The sequence below is a fragment of the Micromonospora sp. NPDC002389 genome, assembly GCF_040296095.1.
In the GTDB taxonomy this organism is placed as follows: domain Bacteria; phylum Actinomycetota; class Actinomycetes; order Mycobacteriales; family Micromonosporaceae; genus Micromonospora.
Genome location: NZ_JBEOWP010000020.1, coordinates 26,681 through 44,109 on the forward strand (window position 1 = coordinate 26,681; position 17,429 = coordinate 44,109).

The 17,429-nt window shown below is 72.6% G+C and carries 15 protein-coding genes and 1 pseudogene; 14 read left to right on the forward strand and 2 right to left on the reverse strand.

Features of this window, described 5'->3' with window-relative positions:
• The first annotated feature begins 6 nt into the window (after positions 1 to 6).
• The 10 genes and pseudogenes from pepN to ABT008_RS27415 all read left to right on the forward strand — a co-directional run.
• Positions 7 to 2,520, forward strand: coding sequence for an aminopeptidase N (pepN, locus tag ABT008_RS27370; RefSeq protein WP_350699725.1), 2,514 nt, complete (start codon positions 7 to 9; stop codon positions 2,518 to 2,520).
• A gap of 74 nt (positions 2,521 to 2,594) precedes the next feature.
• The gene (nadD, locus tag ABT008_RS27375) at positions 2,595 to 3,194 is read left to right on the forward strand and encodes a nicotinate-nucleotide adenylyltransferase (protein ID WP_350699727.1); all 600 of its coding nucleotides are present in this window, start codon (positions 2,595 to 2,597) and stop codon (positions 3,192 to 3,194) included.
• Between the two features lie 96 nt (positions 3,195 to 3,290).
• Positions 3,291 to 3,695 (forward strand): ribosome silencing factor, encoded by a 405-nt coding sequence (rsfS, locus tag ABT008_RS27380; protein ID WP_350699729.1) that lies wholly within the window; start codon positions 3,291 to 3,293, stop codon positions 3,693 to 3,695.
• Positions 3,692 to 4,357, forward strand: a complete 666-nt coding sequence (locus ABT008_RS27385; protein ID WP_350699731.1) for a histidine phosphatase family protein — start codon at positions 3,692 to 3,694, stop codon at positions 4,355 to 4,357. The genes rsfS and ABT008_RS27385 overlap by 4 nt, the downstream gene beginning before the upstream one ends.
• A gap of 34 nt (positions 4,358 to 4,391) precedes the next feature.
• Positions 4,392 to 5,240 carry a DegV family protein gene (locus ABT008_RS27390; protein ID WP_350699733.1) on the forward strand — a complete coding sequence of 283 codons (849 nt, stop codon included), beginning with the start codon at positions 4,392 to 4,394 and terminating at the stop codon, positions 5,238 to 5,240.
• A gap of 299 nt (positions 5,241 to 5,539) precedes the next feature.
• Positions 5,540 to 6,307: an SDR family NAD(P)-dependent oxidoreductase gene (locus tag ABT008_RS27395; protein ID WP_350699735.1), complete on the forward strand. Its 768-nt coding sequence runs from the start codon at positions 5,540 to 5,542 to the stop codon at positions 6,305 to 6,307.
• A gap of 660 nt (positions 6,308 to 6,967) precedes the next feature.
• Positions 6,968 to 7,816, forward strand: coding sequence for a ComEA family DNA-binding protein (locus ABT008_RS27400; protein ID WP_350699737.1), 849 nt, complete (start codon positions 6,968 to 6,970; stop codon positions 7,814 to 7,816).
• Positions 7,813 to 10,188, forward strand: a complete 2,376-nt coding sequence (locus ABT008_RS27405; protein ID WP_350699738.1) for a ComEC/Rec2 family competence protein — start codon at positions 7,813 to 7,815, stop codon at positions 10,186 to 10,188. Before ABT008_RS27400 ends, ABT008_RS27405 begins: the two co-directional genes overlap by 4 nt.
• 120 nt (positions 10,189 to 10,308) lie before the next feature.
• Entirely contained in the window at positions 10,309 to 11,292 is a 984-nt protein-coding gene (gene holA, locus ABT008_RS27410; RefSeq protein WP_350699740.1) for a DNA polymerase III subunit delta, read from the forward strand.
• Positions 11,289 to 11,753, forward strand: a pseudogene (locus tag ABT008_RS27415) (hypothetical protein); the annotation flags it as partial. The gene holA and the pseudogene ABT008_RS27415, both read left to right, overlap by 4 nt.
• A gap of 417 nt (positions 11,754 to 12,170) precedes the next feature.
• Here ABT008_RS27415 and rpsT read toward each other — a convergent pair.
• Together rpsT and ABT008_RS27425 are read right to left on the reverse strand one after the other, a co-directional pair.
• Positions 12,171 to 12,437, reverse strand: a complete 267-nt coding sequence (gene rpsT, locus ABT008_RS27420) for a 30S ribosomal protein S20 (protein ID WP_117229515.1) — start codon at positions 12,435 to 12,437, stop codon at positions 12,171 to 12,173.
• A gap of 149 nt (positions 12,438 to 12,586) precedes the next feature.
• Positions 12,587 to 13,582, reverse strand: coding sequence for a phosphotransferase family protein (locus tag ABT008_RS27425; protein WP_350699742.1), 996 nt, complete (start codon positions 13,580 to 13,582; stop codon positions 12,587 to 12,589).
• Between the two features lie 89 nt (positions 13,583 to 13,671).
• Between ABT008_RS27425 and ABT008_RS27430 the strand changes: the two genes are divergently transcribed.
• The 4 genes from ABT008_RS27430 (at position 13,672) to ABT008_RS27445 (ending at position 17,325) form a co-directional block, all read left to right on the forward strand.
• Positions 13,672 to 14,205: a DUF4240 domain-containing protein gene (locus tag ABT008_RS27430; RefSeq protein WP_350699744.1), complete on the forward strand. Its 534-nt coding sequence runs from the start codon at positions 13,672 to 13,674 to the stop codon at positions 14,203 to 14,205.
• A gap of 102 nt (positions 14,206 to 14,307) precedes the next feature.
• Positions 14,308 to 16,185 (forward strand): translation elongation factor 4, encoded by a 1,878-nt coding sequence (lepA, locus tag ABT008_RS27435; RefSeq protein WP_350699746.1) that lies wholly within the window; start codon positions 14,308 to 14,310, stop codon positions 16,183 to 16,185.
• A 193-nt stretch (positions 16,186 to 16,378) separates the two neighbouring features.
• Entirely contained in the window at positions 16,379 to 16,669 is a 291-nt protein-coding gene (locus ABT008_RS27440; protein WP_350699747.1) for a GlsB/YeaQ/YmgE family stress response membrane protein, read from the forward strand.
• Positions 16,670 to 17,040: 371 nt separating this feature from the next.
• The gene (locus ABT008_RS27445; RefSeq protein ID WP_350699749.1) at positions 17,041 to 17,325 is read left to right on the forward strand and encodes a GlsB/YeaQ/YmgE family stress response membrane protein; all 285 of its coding nucleotides are present in this window, start codon (positions 17,041 to 17,043) and stop codon (positions 17,323 to 17,325) included.
• Positions 17,326 to 17,429: the final 104 nt, after the last annotated feature.

Here is a 17,429-nt window from a genome sequence, read left to right on the forward strand (position 1 = left end):
AAGCGGATGCCGAGCCTGAGCCGTGCAGAGTCGACCGCGCGTGGCGCGTCGATCTCCGTCGTTTCCTACCACGTGGACCTCGACCTCACCGGTGGCGACGAGCGGTTCCGCTCGCTGGTCACGGTCCGGTTCCGGGCCACCGGCGGGGAGACCTTCGTCGAGGTGAAGCCCGCGAGCCTGCTGGCGGTACGCCTCAACGACCGTGATCTCGATCCGGCCGCGTTGGACGACAACCGGCTCGTGCTGACCGGGCTGGCCGAGGAGAACACGCTGACCGTCGAGGCGGAGATGGCGTACACGAACACCGGTGAGGGGCTGCACCGGTTCGTCGACCCGGCCGACGGCGAGACCTACCTGTACGCGATGTCCTTCCTGGACGACGTGCAACGCATCTTCGCCGCCTTCGACCAGCCCGACCTGAAGGCGCCGGTCACGCTCACGGTCACCGCACCGGAGCACTGGACGGTCGCGGCCAACGGCGCACTGGCCGCCAACCCGGCACCCGGGCGCTGGGAGTTCGCCCCCACCCTGCCCATCGCCACGTACTTCTTCACGCTGATCGCCGGTCCCTGGCACGTCCGCCGGGACAGCCACGACGGCATCCCGCTCGGGGTGTACTGCCGTCGGTCGCTGGCCGAGCACCTCGACGCCGATGCCGACGAGATCTTCACGATCACGAAGCAGTGCCTGGACCGGTTCCACCAGCTCTTCACCGAGCGGTACCCGTTCGGCAAGTACGACCAGGCGTTCGTGCCGGAGTTCAACGCCGGGGCGATGGAGAACCCGGGCCTGGTGACCTTCCGCGACGACTACGTGTTCCGCTCGGCGGTCACCGACTCCGAGCGCGAGCTGCGCGCCACCACGATCGCCCACGAGATGGCGCACATGTGGTTCGGCGATCTCGTCACCATGCGCTGGTGGGACGACCTGTGGCTGAACGAGTCGTTCGCCGAGTACCTGGGCACCCGGGTCACCGCCGAGGCGACGCGATTCGACCAGGCGTGGACGACGTTCGCGCTGCAACGCAAGGCCTGGGGGTACGCCGCCGACCAGCGCCCCTCCACCCACCCCGTCGCCCCCGAGCGGGTGGCCGACGCCGCCGAGGGGCTGCTCAACTTCGACGGCATTTCGTACGCCAAGGGCGCCAGCGTGTTGCGGCAACTGGTCGCCTGGCTCGGTGACGAGGCGTTCCTGGCCGGTCTGAACGACCACTTCGCCCGGCACCGGTTCGGCAACGCCACCCTGGCCGACCTGCTCGACAGCCTGAGTGCCGCCAGTGGCCGGGACCTCACCGACTGGGCGCAGTCGTGGCTGCGTACCGCGCAGGTGAACACGCTGCGCTCCGAGGTGCGACTGGACGCCGACGGCCGGTACGCCGAGGCGGCCGTGGTGCAGACCGCCCCGCCGTCGCACCCGGTGCTGCGCCCGCACCGCATCGGCGTCGGCCGGTACGCCGTCGACGGCACCGCCGAGCGGCAGGAGATCGACCTCGACCCGAAGTCCGACGACGGGCGTACGCTGCTCACCGGGTTGGTGGGTGAACCGGCGGCGGCGGTCCTGCTGCCCAACGACGGCGACCTGACGTTCGCCAAGATCCGCCTGGACCCGGCCTCGGCCGACGCCGTGTCGCTGCTGCTGCCCAAGCTGGCCGACCCGCTGGCCCGGGCGCTGCTCTGGGGCGAGGCGCTGGACGCCGCCACCGACGGGGAACGGCCGGTGCAGGCGGTGGTCGACCTGATCGGGGCGGCGCTGCCCACCGAGACCGAGGTGATCATCACCGAGGACGTGCTGGCGCTGAGCCGGTCGCTGGTCGACCGCTATCTCGACCCGGCGGCCCGGCGGGCGGCCCTGGACCGGATCGCCGACGCCTGCCGCCGGTTGCTCGACGGTGCCGCGCCGGGGGAGTCGTTGCAGTTGGCCGCCGCGCGGGGCCTGATCGCCGTGACCACCGACGCCGACCTGCTGGGTGGCTGGCTCGCCGGTCGGGGCGTGCCGGACGGGCTGGCCGTCGACACCGAGCTGCGCTGGTCCGTCCTGGCCCGGCTGGTGGTGCTCGGCGCCGCCGGTGAGCCCGAGATCGCCGCCGAGACGGCCGCCGACCCGAGCGCCGCCGGTGCGGAGCGGGCTGCCACCTGTCGGGCCGCCCTGCCCGACCCGGCCGCCAAACAGGCCGCGTGGGAGATCATCGTGTCGAACACGGAGCTGTCCAACCGGCTGGTCGAGGCGACGGCCGCCGGTTTCTGGCGTCCCGAGCAGGCGGAACTGACCGCCGACTACGTGACCCGGTACTTCGACGACATGCCGGCCGCCGCGCGGCTGCGTACGCCCTGGGTGGCTGACGGGGTGGCCAAGCTGGCGTTCCCCCGGTATGCGGTGGCGCGATCGACCCGGGAGGCGGCCGCGGCCCTGCTGGCCCGCGACGACCTCACGCCGGGGCTGCGCCGGGTGGTCACCGACGCCGACGACGACCTGCGGCGGGCGCTCCTGGCGCGAACGGCGGTGGCGGCGATGACCGCCTGACCTGGTGTCGCCGGGGCGGTGCCGTGGGTCACGGCCCGGCCCGGCGTGAACCGGATTCGGCATAGGATCATGGTGTGCAGGAAGACATCCGGCGGGTCGGGATCATGGGCGGCACGTTCGACCCGATCCATCACGGCCACCTCGTCGCGGCGAGCGAGGTGGCGGACCGGTTCGGGCTGGACGAGGTGGTGTTCGTGCCCACCGGGCGGCCCTGGCAGAAGGCGGACGTCCCGGTCAGTCCGGCCGAGGACCGCTACCTGATGACGGTGATCGCGACCGCGTCGAACCCCCGCTTCCAGGTCAGTCGGGTCGACATCGACCGGGGCGGTCCCACCTACACCGTCGACACGCTGCGTGACCTGCGCGCCGAGTACGGTCCGAAGGCGCAACTGTTCTTCATCACCGGCGCGGACGCGCTGGAACGCATCCTGAGCTGGAAGGATCTGGACGAGATCTTCGAGCTGGCCCACTTCATCGGGGTGACCCGACCGGGCTTCGAACTCACCGACGCCCACGTGCCCGCCGACACGGTCAGCCTGGTGCAGGTGCCGGCGATGGCCATCTCGTCGACCGACTGTCGGGCACGGGTCTCCCGAGGAGTGCCGGTCTGGTATCTGGTGCCGGACGGTGTGGTGCAATACATCGCGAAACGGCGGCTCTACCAGGATGATTAGCCGGTTTCATCCCGACTACTGCGTGAAACCGCCAAGTCGGGAATCCGCCGGGTGTGAGAGGCTTGGAAGCATCGCACGGGTGATCGAGGGAGAACGGTGACAGTTTCGGAACGCGCTCACGAGCTGGCGATGGCCGCCGCCCAGGCCGCGGCCGACAAGAAGGCTCAGGACATCGTCATCATCGACGTGGGCGACCAGCTCGCCATCACCGACGCGTTCCTGCTCGCCGCGGCCCCGAACGAGCGCCAGGTGCTCGCCATCGTCGACGCCATCGAGGAAGCGCTGCTCGACCTGCCCGAGAAGGCCAAGCCGGTCCGGCGCGAGGGCGAGCGCGGCGGCCGGTGGGTGCTGCTCGACTACGTCGACATCGTGGTCCACGTGCAGCACACCGAGGAGCGCGAGTTCTACGCCCTCGACCGGCTCTGGAAGGACTGCCCCACCATCCCGTTCGTCGACCGGGACCTGGCCAGCGCCGAGGCCTCCAGCGGATCCGGCGAGTGACCCGGCTGGTCATCTGGCGGCACGGCAACACCGACTGGAACGCCGCCGGCCGGGTGCAGGGGCAGACCGACGTACCCCTCAACGACCTCGGCCGCGAGCAGGCACGCCAGGCCGCGCCGCTGCTGGCTGCGCTGCGACCGGACGCCATCGTCGCCAGCGACCTGAGCCGCGCGGCGGACACCGCCGGTGCGCTGTCCGCGCTGACCGGTCTGCCGGTACGCTCCGACGCCCGGCTGCGCGAACGCCACTTCGGCCGTTGGCAGGGGCTCCTGCTCACCGAGGCGGCGATACGGTTCCCGGTGGTGTTCACCCGCTGGCGGGCCGGTGACCCGGACCCGGGCGCGGAGATCGAGCCGCTGGCCGAGTTGGGCAAGCGGATGGGCACCGCCCTGCAGGAGCTCGCCGACGAACTCGCCGGCCGCACCGTCGTCGTGGCCACCCACGGCGGTGCCGCCCGCCAGGGCTGCGGTCAGCTACTCGGCTGGGAATCCAGCGTGCTGCGCGCCGTCGGCTCACTGCGCAACTGCCACTGGACCGAGCTGCGGCACGACGCCGACCGGGGGTGGCAGATGCGGGCGCACAACGTCGGCCCGGTCAGCGTGCCACCACCCGCACCCGGCGGCACCGCACCCGTCCGGCAGGGCTCCGCCGAAGCGGTCTGACGCCGCACCCCACCGATCGGCTACCGTGCCGGGCATGCCCGTCGCGGTCGTGACCGACTCCACCGCCTACCTGCCGCCCGAGCTGGTGCCCGCGCACCAGCTCACCGTGGTGCCGCTGACCGTGGTGCTCAACGGCGTCGAGGGACTGGAAGGGGTACAGACCTCCCCGGCGGACGCCACCCGTGCGCTGAGCGCCCGACGGGTCTCGGTGAGTACGTCCCGCCCCTCCCCGGAACAGTTCGTCCGGACGTACCGGCGGCTGCTGGACGCCGGTGCGGACGGCGTCGTGTCGGTGCACCTGTCGGCGGGACTCTCCGGCACCGTGGAGGCTGCCGAGCTGGCCGCCGCAGACTTCGGTGACCGGGTGACGGTGGTCGACAGCCGCTCCTGCGGCATGGGCCTCGGCTTCCCGGTGATCGCCGCCGCCCGGGCCGCCCACCGCGATGCCGACCTGGCCGCCGTACGCGCCGAGGCCGTCGCCGCGATCGACCGCACCACCATCTACTTCTACGTCGACACGCTGGAATTCCTGCGCCGGGGCGGCCGGATCAACGCGGCCGAGGCGCTGCTCGGCACGGCACTCTCGGTCAAACCGATCCTCTACATGCCGGACGGCGGCATCGTGTTGTGCGACAAGGTACGCACGGCCAGCCGTGGTCTGGCCCGCCTGGTGGACCTGGCCGTCGAGGCGGCCGGAGACGCCGAGGTCGACCTGGCCGTACACCACCTGGCCGCACCCCAGCGCGCCGAGACGCTGCTGAGCGCGCTCACGGACCGGCTGGGCGCGCGCCTGCACGACACGTACGTCTCCGAGGCCGGTGCCGCCGTCGCCGCCCACGCCGGCCCCGGCCTGGCCTGCGTCGTCACCCACCGCCACCCCTGACGCCCCTGGGTCTGCGCGCGCCGTGGGTGCTCGTCCTTCTGGGTCGCGCGCGCCTCCGCCCGCGTGACGCGCGCCTCCGCCCGACTGGCTCGCCCTCCACCCGGCTGCGCTCGCCTCCGCCCGCCCGCTGCGCTCGCCCTGGTGACGCGCTTGCCCTCCGCCCGGCTGCGTTCGCCGATCATGGAGCCGTGGTCGGCGATCGGTGATGGTTTGGCCGGGTATGGAGGTGCCGCAACTCCATGATCGACGGGGTGGGTGCGGGGGTGCGGGAAGATGGGCGGGGGTGGGAGGAGGGGCGGATGTCCTGTGTGGTGACCGGCGGTGGGCGCGGGGTCGGGCGGGGGATCGTGGAGCGGCTGCTCGCTGCGGGTGAGGCGGTCGTGATCGTCGAGCGTGATGGCGACGCGGTGTCCTGGGTGGAGCATCATGCGGCGAACGGGCGGCTGACGGCGGTGGTGGGTGACGCGGCCGACGAGGGCGTCGCCGGGCGCGCCGCCGACCTGGCCGAACGAGCCGGGCCGCTCACCGGCTGGGTGAACAACGCGGCGGTGTTCCGGGACGCGTCGGTGCACGACGCCCCGGTCGGCGAGGTGGTCGACCTGATCACCCGCAACCTGCGCCCCGCCGTGGTCGGCGCGGCCACCGCAGTACGCCGATTCCTGGCCGCCGGCACCGACGGCGCGATCGTGAACGTCTCCTCCCACCAGGCCGCTCGACCGGTGCCCGGCTGCCTGCCGTACGCCACCGCGAAAGCCGCCATCGAGGGGCTGACCCGCGCGCTCGCGGTCGAGTACGGCCCACGTGGCATCCGGGCGAACACGGTCGCCCTCGGCTCGGTGACCACCGAGCGGCACGAGGCGTTCCTGGCGGCGCAGACGGCGGAGCAGGCGGGACGGGTCGAGGCGGAACTACACCGCCTGCACCCGGTGGGCCGGATCGGCCGCCCGCAGGACGTCGCCGAGGTGGTGGCGTTCCTGCTCTCCCCGGCGGCCGGCTTCGTCACCGGCGTCACCCTGCCGGTCGACGGCGGACGCGCGGCCCTCGGTCTCGATCCGGAATCCCGCTGACCCGGGCCGGTCACGGCAGCGCCTGCCTCGCCAGCACCGCCCTGTTGCCGGTCGCTCTCCACCGATGAACCGTGCACGTCCTCCCGAGCACAAGATCATGCTCGATCCGGGATCGAGTGGCATCCGAGCGCGACGATGACCACTCGATCCGGGATCGAGCGTGACCAACGCCAAAGAGCCCTCCGGCGCGGCTGGAGGGCTTCTTCGTGCGCCCGATGAGGAGACGGCATCGCCGGGCTGCACGGCCGGTTCGTGCGGTGGATCAATCGGCCGATCGAAGTGGATGGCAGGACCGTGCGAAGGCAGCCTCGGTTCGGCGGGTCCGGCCATAGCACGAACGATGCGTGATCAGGTCGTTGTCCACAGGCGACCGGTTATCCACAGCCGGGGCGATTGACGGCGGCACGCGTCGGGCTCGCCGTCCTAGCCTCGCGCCGTGCCCAAAGACGACGAGGAGACGGTGGTCCGGGACCGCCTGTGGCGGCTGATGCCCGGCACGGCGGCGCGCGCTAGCGACATGCCCGCCGGTCGACCGTCATCGGCAGGCCCAGAGGTTGGCCTCATGCCCCCGGACGTCACCGGCCGAATCCTCACCACCTTTCACTGGCTTCGTCGTCGCTGCGGCGCACCCCGATGGAGTGGCCGACCGTTGCGCTGCCCGTGCACGCCACCACAGGCCCCGAGTTCTCGTCGGACACCGGGACCTACGCCACCGGTCCGCCGACCTCGTTGACACCTACCGCCGCCGTGGTCGCCGATCCGTACCCTGCTTCGGAGCGAACCGGCCGGTCCAGCGCTGAGGATCAGGCGGACGTCGAGGCGACGCCTGCGCCGTCCCGGCTGCCGGGTCCCGGGGCGTTCGACCCCGGGCGGCGCGGGGTCCGGGTGCTCGCCGTCGTCGCCGTCCTGGTCGTGGTCGTCGCCGCCGTCTGGGCGTGGCGGTCCCGTCCGCAGGTCGAGCCGGTCGTCACCGTCACCGGTCCCAGCGGTGCCGCCGACGTCGAAGACCCGTCCGGCCCGGCCGATGGCGAGTCGATGAGCGACCCGTCGGCCGTACCCGCGGGTGAGGTGGTCGTCGCCGTGGCGGGCAAGGTGCGTCGGCCGGGTCTGGTGCGGCTTCCGGCCGGGGCACGGGTGGCCGACGCCGTCGAGGCGGCCGGTGGGGCGCTGCCCGGGGTGGACGTGGCGATGCTGAATCCGGCCCGCAAGGTGACCGACGGCGAGTTGATCGTGGTCGGCGTACCAGCGCCCACGCCCGCCGCCCCGGCTCCCGGTGCCGCCGCCCCCGGTGCCGCCGTGCCCGGTGCCGAACCCGGCGGACGGGTGAACCTGAACACCGCCACCCTCGCGCAACTCGATGCGCTGCCCGGCGTGGGACCGGTGCTCGCGCAGCGGATCATCGAGCACCGCGACCAGCGCGGCGGCTTCCGTGCCGTCAGCGACCTGCGCCAGGTCAACGGCATCGGCGACGCCCGGTACGAGGAGCTGAAGGACCTGGTGACGGTGTGACCGCCGACGCGAAGGTGCCCGATCTCCGGCTGGCCGGACTGTCCGTGGCGGCCTGGCTCACCGCCCTGGCCGGCCTGCACCTCACCGCCGCGCGGACACTGTTGGTGGCGGTGGTGGCGGCGGCCGTGGCCGTGCTGGTCGCGGTGCACCTGCTCGGGTTCGTCGGGCGGCAGGGTGCGGTCGCCCGTCGCTACGGCTGGATCGCGGTGGCGGTGTTGATCGGGATCGTCTGCGGCGGCGCGGCGACCTCGGCCCGACTGGTGGTGCGGGACGCCGGCCCGTTGCGTGCCCTGGTCGACGACGGCGGGCAGGTCAGCGCGGAGTTGACGGTCCGGGACGATCCCCGGGCACTACGCGGCGGCATCGTCGGTCGCCCGCCGACGTTGCTGGTGTCGGCCCGGCTGGTGACCGTCACCGGCCCGGCGGGGCAACGGGTCACCGCGCCGGCCCGGGTGCTGGTGCTCGCCGACGACCCCGCCTGGCGCGGGTTGCTGCCGGGGCAGCGCATCACCGCCGAGGGCCGCCTGACCGAGCCGCGCGGCGGTGACCTGACCGGCGCAGTGCTGCTGGCCGAGGGGGAACCCGTCCGGCTCGGGTCGGCGTCGGTGCTGCAACGGGCCGCCGGGCTGCTGCGGGCCGGTCTGCAACGCGCCTGCGCGCCACTGCCCGACGACCCGGGCGGCCTGCTGCCCGGTCTGGTCGTCGGCGACACCAGCGAACTGCCCGACACAGTGGAGGAGGACTTCCGGGCCACCGGCATGACACATCTCAACGCGGTCTCCGGTTCCAACGTCGCGATCGTGGTGGGGGCGGTGCTGTTGGCGGCCCGCTGGGCCCGGGCCGGGCCGACGCTGGCCGTCGTGCTCTGCGGGCTCGCCCTGGTGGGCTTCGTCATCCTGGTCCGGCCCTCGCCGAGCGTGGTGCGTGCGGCGACCATGGGCGCGATCGGACTCGCCGCGCTGGCCACCGGCCGGCCCCGGGCGGCGGTGCCGGCCCTGGCCGCCGGGGTGGCGGTGCTGGTGCTCGTCGACCCGGACCTGGCCGGGGACGCCGGGTTCGCGCTGTCGGTCCTGGCCACCGGTGGTCTGCTGCTGCTCGCGCCACGGTGGCGCGACGGGTTGCGCCGACGGGGCGTACCGGCGGGGGCGGCGGAGGCGCTGGCGGTGCCGGCCGCCGCGCAGTTGGCCTGCTCCCCGGTGATCGCCGGTCTGTCGGGCACGGTCAGTCTGGTCGCGGTCCCGGCGAACCTGCTGGTCGTGCCCGCGATCGCTCCGGCCACGGTGCTCGGGGTGCTGGCGGCGACGATCTCGCCGGTCTGGCCCGCCGGTGCCCAGGCCGTCGCCTGGCTGGCGCACTGGCCGGCGTGGTGGCTGGTGCTGGTGGCCCGGCACGGGGCCCGCGTCCCGGCCGGCAACCTGCCCTGGCCGGGTGGGGTGTCCGGAGCGCTGTTGCTGGCGGCGTTGACCGTGGCCCTGCTGGTGGCGGCGCGGTGGCCGGTGGTGCGTCGCCTGGTGGCGGTGCTCACCGCCGCCGTCGTGGTCGGCACCCTGCCGGTGCGGGTGGCGGCACCCGGCTGGCCGCCCAAGGGGTGGGTGGTGGTCGCCTGCGCGGTCGGTCAAGGCGACGTCGTGCTGCTGCCGGTGGCGCCGGGGCGCGCCGTCGTGGTCGACGCCGGTCCCGATCCGGCGGCGGCGGACTCCTGTCTGCGACGGCTCGGCGTACGGCGGGTGCCGCTCCTGGTGGTGAGTCACTTCCACGTGGACCACACCGGGGGAGTGGCCGGGGTCTTCCGGGACCGTCGGGTGGACACGGTGGTCACGCCCCGGTGGCCGGAACCGGCGATCGGGCGGGACCTGGTGCACGATACGGCCGCCGCGCACGGCACGCCTGTGGTGGCCGCCCCGGCCGGGTGGCGGTATGGGGCGGGCGCGGTCGACCTGGTGGTCCTCGGTCCGCCCTATCCGATGCGGGGGACCAGGTCCGACCCGAACAACAACTCCCTGGTGCTGCGGGCCACCGTGGCCGGGGTGCGGATCCTGCTCGCCGGGGACGCGGAGACCGAGGAGCAGCAGGCGTTGCGGGAACACCTGCCGCCGTACGGGCTGCGGGCCGACGTGTTGAAGGTCGCCCACCACGGCAGCGCGTACCAGGACCCGGCCTTTCTGGACGCGATCGCACCGGCGGTCGCGTTGGTGCCGGTGGGCGCGGGCAACACCTACGGACATCCCAACGAGGCCGTCCTGGCCCGGTTGAGTCGGGGTGGGGCGCGGGTGCTGCGGACCGACCTCGACGGGGACGTGGCCGTGGTGGTCGGGCCGTCCGGGCTGGCCGTCGTGGCGGGGGGAGTGGACCTGACCAGGGCAAACCGATGAGCGAATCCGACTTATAGAGAAAGAAGGCTAATTGGATATATGTCTGGATTTGCGCTGAGTGCGGGGTCTGCCAGCAGAGTACCGACGAGCAGACTGGACCTCGCCGCAGAGCGTGCGAGTATGGGCGGCGTGACCGCCGCCAATGCCGCTCCCATTGTGCTCGTCCTCGGCGACGAGGAGCTGCTCGCCACGCGTGCGGTGACCGAAACCGTCGCCGCCGCCCGCGCCGCCGACCCGGGTGCGGACGTGCGTGAGTACCAGGCGGGGCAGCTCACCGTGGGCGAGATCGACGAGATGCTGAGCCCCTCGCTGTTCGGCGGACGACGGGTGCTGGTGCTGCGGTCCGGTCAGGACGCCCGCAAGGACCTGACCGCCGCCCTGCTGGCCTACGCCAAGAATCCCGACCCCGAGGTGCAGCTCGTCGTCCAGCATCTCGGCGCGGCCAAGGGCAAGGCGTTCGCCGACGGGTTGAAGGCGGCCGGTGCGCAGGTGCTGCCGGCCACCAAGCTCAAGGGACACCGCGATCGGGTGGCCTTCGTGCGGGACGAGTTCCGCCGGGCCGGTGGGCGCTGCACCGACGACGCGGCCGAGGCGCTGATCGCGGCGGTCGGCAACGACCTGCGGGAACTCGCGGCAGCCTGCTCGCAGCTCATCGCCGACACCGACGGCAAGGTCGACGCCGACACGGTCTCCCGCTACTACCGGGGCCGGGTCGAGGTGAGCGGCTTCACCGTCGCCGACGCCACCATGGTCGGTGACCTGCCCGCCGCCCTGGAGGCGTTGCGCTGGGCGCTGCACGTCGGGGTGGACCCGGTGCCGATCGCCGACGCCCTCGCCGACGGGATCCGCACCGTGGCCCGGGTCGCCTCGGCCGGTCGGGGCAGCCCGTACCAGCTCGCCAGCAGCCTGGGCATGCCGCCGTGGAAGGTCGAACGGGCCCAGCGACAGGCACGGGGCTGGACGCCGGACGCACTGGTGGAGGCCATGCGGGCGGCGGCCGAGTGCAACGCGGCGGTGAAGGGCGGCTCCGACGACCGGGCGTACGCGCTGGAGAAGGCGGTCTTCTCGGTGGCCGCTGCGCGGCAGCAGGGCGGCGCCAGATGAGCGGAGCCCTCCGTGGCTCATGGGCCACGATCCCGGCCGACGAGGAGCGGTACCGACCGCTCTACGCCCGGGTGCTCGGGCTGCGTGTCGTCAACCCGGGCGGGGTGCTCTGTTTCCTCTTCTTCGAGGGCGCGATCGCGTTGGCCGCCCTGCTCGTGCTCGCGGAGTTGGTGAAGTGGTGGGCGGTGCTGGTGCTGCCGGCGGCGGTGGCCGTCATGGTCAAGCTCAACGACCTGGTGGCGGCCGTGGTGGTCCGCTCCGCAGCAGCCGTGCCCGAGCAGGAACGCGATCGGTTCCGGAAGCAGATGGAACCCGTGGTCGGGCGGGCCCGGGTCGACTGGCTGCCGCACACCGTGCCCGGCGTCGTGCTCCGGTCGGAGCCGCTGCCCGCTCTTGATTCGTCGTCACCGACGCGTCCGCCCGGCCCGACCGCACCCACCCTCCGACCGGCCCGCCCCGGCAGCACGGACGCCACGTCGGCCGGTACCGGCCCGGCCGGAACGACTGTGGGATCGACGACAACCGGGTCGACGACGGCGCGATCGACGGCGGTCGGCTCGGACGCCGCCGCACCGCGCCCGCCGGCCCCGGACCCGCCGAAGGCGCCCGGACGTCGCCGCCGCACCTGCGAACCCGGTTCCTGATCCACTGCCACCCGGAGACCCGTCCGCGCAGCGAGCCGCACCGCGCAGAGAGCCGCCCGGAGACCCGTCCGCGCAGAGAGCCGCCCCGCGCAGAGACCGGTCCACGCGGGGCCGGACAGGGACGGGCTGCGGGCTGTGCGCCGGGCGGGGAGAGCTGCGCCCGAGTCGGGCGGGGACGCGCGGAAGCCCCGAGGCAGTGCCCCGGGGCTTCCGTCAGGTCTGAGGTCGCTGTACTCAGGCAGCGAGCGACGTGACGCGCTTGGCGATCGCCGACTTGCGGTTGGCGGCCTGGTTGGCGTGGATCACGCCCTTGCTGGCGGCCTTGTCCAGCTTGCGCGAGGCGTCCTGCATGAGGGTGGTGGCCTTCTCGACGTCACCGGCCTCAGCGGCCTCGTGGAACTTGCGGATGGCGGTCTTCAGCGACGACTTGACCGACTTGTTACGCAGCCGGCGCTTTTCGTTCTGCCGGTTGCGCTTGATCTGGGACTTGATGTTCGCCACGCGACAGCCTCGTCTTGATAGCTCGGGTTGGTCAGCTTGTGCGCGCGACGACGAGCATGCGTCATCGCTGCGCGAAAAGCCAGGTTACCAGGTCGGTCGGCACGGGCCAAAACAGCCCTCGTGGTCAGGTGCCGTGCCACCGGGCGTGGTCAGGACCAACCCCGCCGACGGGCCAGCCAACCGAGCGCCTGTTCGCCGGTCCACCGCTGGTGTGTTGGTAGGTGGGTCGACGCGGTCGGGGGCGCCGAGGCGGCGGCGGTGAGGTGGTAGCCGGCCAGGGCGGCCAGGGTCACGTCGAGCGCGTCGTCGGGTGCGTCGGCGACGGTCGGGTGGGCGGCGAAGAGGGCGTCGGCGTCGAGGCCGGAGGCGTACCCGGTGATCAGCAGGTTGGCCAGGTCGAACCAGGCCGGGCCGTGGCAGAGCCAGGTCCAGTCGCAGAACCAGGCGGTGCCCGCCGCGTCGATCAGGACGTTGTCCGCCCGCAGGTCACCGTGGGTCAGTCCGGTCGCGGCGGCGGCGTACTCGGGCAGGCGGGACTCCAGCGCGGCCAGGTCGGCGACCCGGCCGCGCAGCGGTTCGGGCAGCGGCGGCACGGGTTCCCGACCGGCGGCGACCTCGCCCCACCAGAGGATGTCGTCGCGGGCGAGGTCGGCGAGCCGGGGCAGCCCGAGGGCGACCAGGTCAGGCGGCGGTTCGGCGAGAGCGGCGGAGAGGTCGGCGTACCCGGCGAGGGTGTTGGCCAGTTCGACCGGGTCCCAGGGCAACCGGGGGAGGCGGCCGTGGATCGGTTCCAGGCAGAGCGCGTACCAGTCGGCCTCGAACAGCGTCCAGCGCAGGCGCGGGGCGGGGAGACCGGCGGGCAGACGGGCGAGGATGGCCGCCTCGCGGGCGTACCAGTCGACCAGGTGCGGCTGCTCGGCGCGGGACGCGGCCTTGACGAAGGCGGTGTCGCCGTCGCCGGTGCGCAGCACCGCGGCGAAGCCCCGGGTGAACCCGGCACCGGCGGTCTCGGCGGCGACGACCGGGGCGCCGAGCCGGTCCGACAACGCGACGCGGACCGTCTCCGGCAGCGTGTGCCAGGGCGGGCGTTGGGCGGTCGCGTGGTACGCCACGGGCGGCGGGGCCGGGTTGCTCACCCCGACCATGCTGCCCGGTACGGCGTCGCCGCCGTGCGCCGCGCGCCGGACTCGTCGGGTCCCGCCGCTGTCCCACGTGTCTGCCAGACTGCCGGGTCATGAGGACCGAGGACTTCTGGCAGCTGATCGACCGGGCCCGCGCCGGTGGCGGAGAGCCGGACGCCATCGCCGCCCGCGCCGTCGCGCTGCTCGCCGCCCGCGACCCGGAGGAGATCGTCGGGTACGCGGAGCACCAGCGGCGGGTGCTCGCCGCCTCCTACCGGGTCGACCTGTGGGGCGCCGCGTACATGATGAACTACGGTGCCTCGGACGACGGCTTCGAGTATTTCCGGGGCTGGCTGATGACGCGGGGCCGGGAGGTCTTCGCCCGCGCGGTCGCCGACCCGGACTCGCTGGCCGAGTTGCCGGAGGTCCGGGCGGCCGCGCTCAGCGGCGAGGAGTTCGAGTGCGAGGACATGCTCGCTGTGCCGTGGGACGCGTACCGCAAGGCGACCGCGTCCGATATGCCGGTGGTGCGTGAGGCGGCGCGGACGCCGGACCTGAACGACTTCTGGGACTTCGACAACTCCGACGAGGCCCGGCGGCGGCTGCCCCGGCTGGCCGCCCTCTTCGTCGAGCCACCGCCGGAGTGAGTCCGGGTTCGCCCGCGCGGCGGTCGTCCGCCGGGGACGTGGGAGCATAGAGGGGGCCGGCGGTGCCGGCCCGCTCACGTCAGCCGACCAGAACGGACCGCTGTGCCACCGACGCTCGATCCCGGCGCGAACGCTCCTGGTGCCACCGACCCGGCGCGGATCAGGAACTTCTGCATCATCGCCCACATCGACCACGGAAAGTCGACCCTGGCCGACCGGATGTTGCAGCTCACCGGTGTGGTCGACCCACGGCAGATGCGCGCGCAGTACCTCGACCGGATGGACATCGAGCGCGAACGCGGCATCACCATCAAGAGCCAGGCCGTGCGCATGCCGTGGACGATCCGCGAGGGCGAGCGGACCGGTGAGCAGGCCGTGCTCAACATGATCGACACCCCGGGCCACGTGGACTTCACCTACGAGGTGTCCCGCTCGCTGGCCGCCTGCGAGGGTGCCGTCCTGCTGGTCGACGCCGCGCAGGGCATCGAGGCGCAGACGCTGGCCAACCTGTATCTGGCGCTCGAGAACGACCTGCACATCATCCCGGTCCTCAACAAGATCGACCTGCCGGCCGCGCAGCCGGAGAAGTACGCCGAGGAGTTGGCGCACCTGATCGGTGGCGACCCGGCGGACTGCATCAAGGTCTCCGGCAAGACCGGTGAGGGTGTGCCGCACCTGCTCGACGAGATCGTCCGGCAGTTCGTCCCACCGGTCGGCGACGCCGACGCCCCGGCCCGCGCGATGATCTTCGACTCGGTGTACGACGTGTACCGGGGCGTGGTCACCTACGTCCGGGTGGTGGACGGCCGGATCAGCGCCCGGGACCGGATCAAGATGATGTCCACCGGTGCCGTCCACGAGCTGCTGGAGATCGGCGTCATCTCGCCCGAGATGGTGAAGTCCGAGGCGCTCGGGGTCGGCGAGGTCGGCTACCTGATCACCGGTGTGAAGGACGTACGGCAGTCCCGGGTCGGTGACACGGTCACCATCAACGGCCGGCCGGCGGACGAGGCGCTCGGCGGATACAAGGACCCGAAGCCGATGGTCTACTCCGGCCTGTACCCGATTGACGGGTCGGACTACCCGGCGCTGCGGGACGCGCTGGACAAGCTCAAGCTCAACGACGCCGCGCTGACCTACGAGCCGGAGACCTCCGGCGCGCTGGGCTTCGGGTTCCGCTGCGGCTTCCTCGGCCTGCTGCACCTGGAGATCATCGGGGAGCGGTTGGAGCGGGAGTTCAACCTGGACCTGATCTCGACCGCGCCGAACGTGGTCTACCGGGCCATCCAGGAGGACGGCGTGGAGATCATCGTCACCAACCCGAGCGAGTACCCGACCGGCAAGATCGCCGAGGTGTACGAGCCGACGGTGCGGGCCAGCGTGCTGACCCCGAACGACTACGTCGGTGCGGTGATGGAGTTGTGTCAGGGCCGCCGGGGCAGCCTGCTCGGCATGGAGTACCTCTCCGCCGACCGGGTGGAGCTGCGCTACACGCTGCCGCTGGCCGAGATCATCTTCGACTTCTTCGACCAACTCAAGAGCCGGACCAAGGGCTACGCCTCGTTGGACTACGAGCCCACCGACGAGCAGGCGTCCGACCTGGTGAAGGTCGACATCCTGCTGCACGGCGAGCCGGTGGACGCGTTCAGCGCGATCGTGCACAAGGACAAGGCGTACGCGTACGGGACCACGATCGCCGCGAAGCTGCGCAACCTGATCCCGCGCCAGCAGTTCGAGGTGCCGATCCAGGCCGCCATCGGCAGCCGGGTGATCGCCCGGGAGACCATCCGGGCGATCCGCAAGGACGTGCTCGCCAAGTGCTACGGCGGTGACATCAGCCGTAAGCGCAAGCTGCTGGAGAAGCAGAAGGAGGGCAAGAAGCGGATGAAGATGGTGGGCCGGGTCGAGGTCCCCCAGGAGGCCTTCATCGCGGCGCTCTCGTCCGACTCCGGCGACGGCAAGCAGACGGGCAAGAAGTAGTCGCCGCCCGGTGCCGGGCCGGTGGGCCCGGCACCCGGCCGCGACGTGCGCGAATGGTGGCGGCATCGACCGGCGACATGGCCGGGATGTCATCCGGGGGTGCTCCGATCGGTTTGGGAATTCGGCGTCGAGGGAACTGACTCGCCCGACAGAAAACCCCGCCGAATGACATCTTCTGCTGAGGAGGGCCACCATGGAGCTCACCGTCTGGGGCATCATCACCGCACTGTTCGTGGGTCTGATCATCGGCGCGCTGGGCCGCCTCGTGGTCCCGGGCCGGCAGGACATGCCGATCTGGCTGCACATGGTCATCGGTGTCGGCGCCGCGCTGCTGGGTACCGTTCTCGCCCGGGCCGCCGGCATCGCCACGGTGACCGCCGGCATCGACTGGGCCGAGCTGCTGGTGCAGGTCGCGCTGGCTGCGATCGCCGTGGCCGTGGTGGCCGGGGTGGGCGGCCGTCGCCGTGGTGTGACCCACCGGTAAACACCCCCATACGCCTTCGCGGGCGCCCGGCCGACGGCCGGGCGCCCGCTGGCGTTTCCCGGCACCCGGAGGTAAGGAGGGGACCCTTTCTATACACGAGGCGTTAGTAGGGGACCCTTCCTTGCACCGGCACCCGCGCCCGCTGTGGTCGGCCCTCGGTGCGGGCCGACAGCGTCCAGCAGGGCAGCGGTCCGCGCCGGATCTCGTCCGGCGGATCGCCCTTCCCGAGCTGCGTGAACCGCACTTCTGGGTGATGTCGTGCGGTCTGGGCGCAGAAATTCGGTTTGGGGTTCGATGGGGTCGGGAAATAGCTCTGTCGACGACAGATAACCACGAAAACCGTGGGAAGTCTTTTGTAGAGGAGAACGACCATGGAGCTCACCGTCTGGGGCATCATCACCGCGCTGATCGTCGGTCTGATCATCGGCGCGCTGGGACGACTGGTGGTGCCGGGCCGGCAGCCGATGCCGATCTGGCTGCACATGGTGATCGGTGTCGGCGCCGCCCTGCTCGGTACGGTCATCGCCCGCGCTTCGGGCTTCGCCGAGACCGCCGGCATCGACTGGCGGGAGCTCATGCTCCAGGTCCTGCTGGCGGCCGTCGCGGTGGCGCTGGTCTCCGGGGTGGGCCGCAGCCGCCGGGGTGTCATGCGGTAACAGCTCAGTCTCGAAAGGCGCCCGACCGTCGAGGTCGGGCGCCTTTCGTCGTCGTACGCCCCGGTTTGCCAGTCGCGTACCCCCTCCTCGCCGCTCCGTCCTGC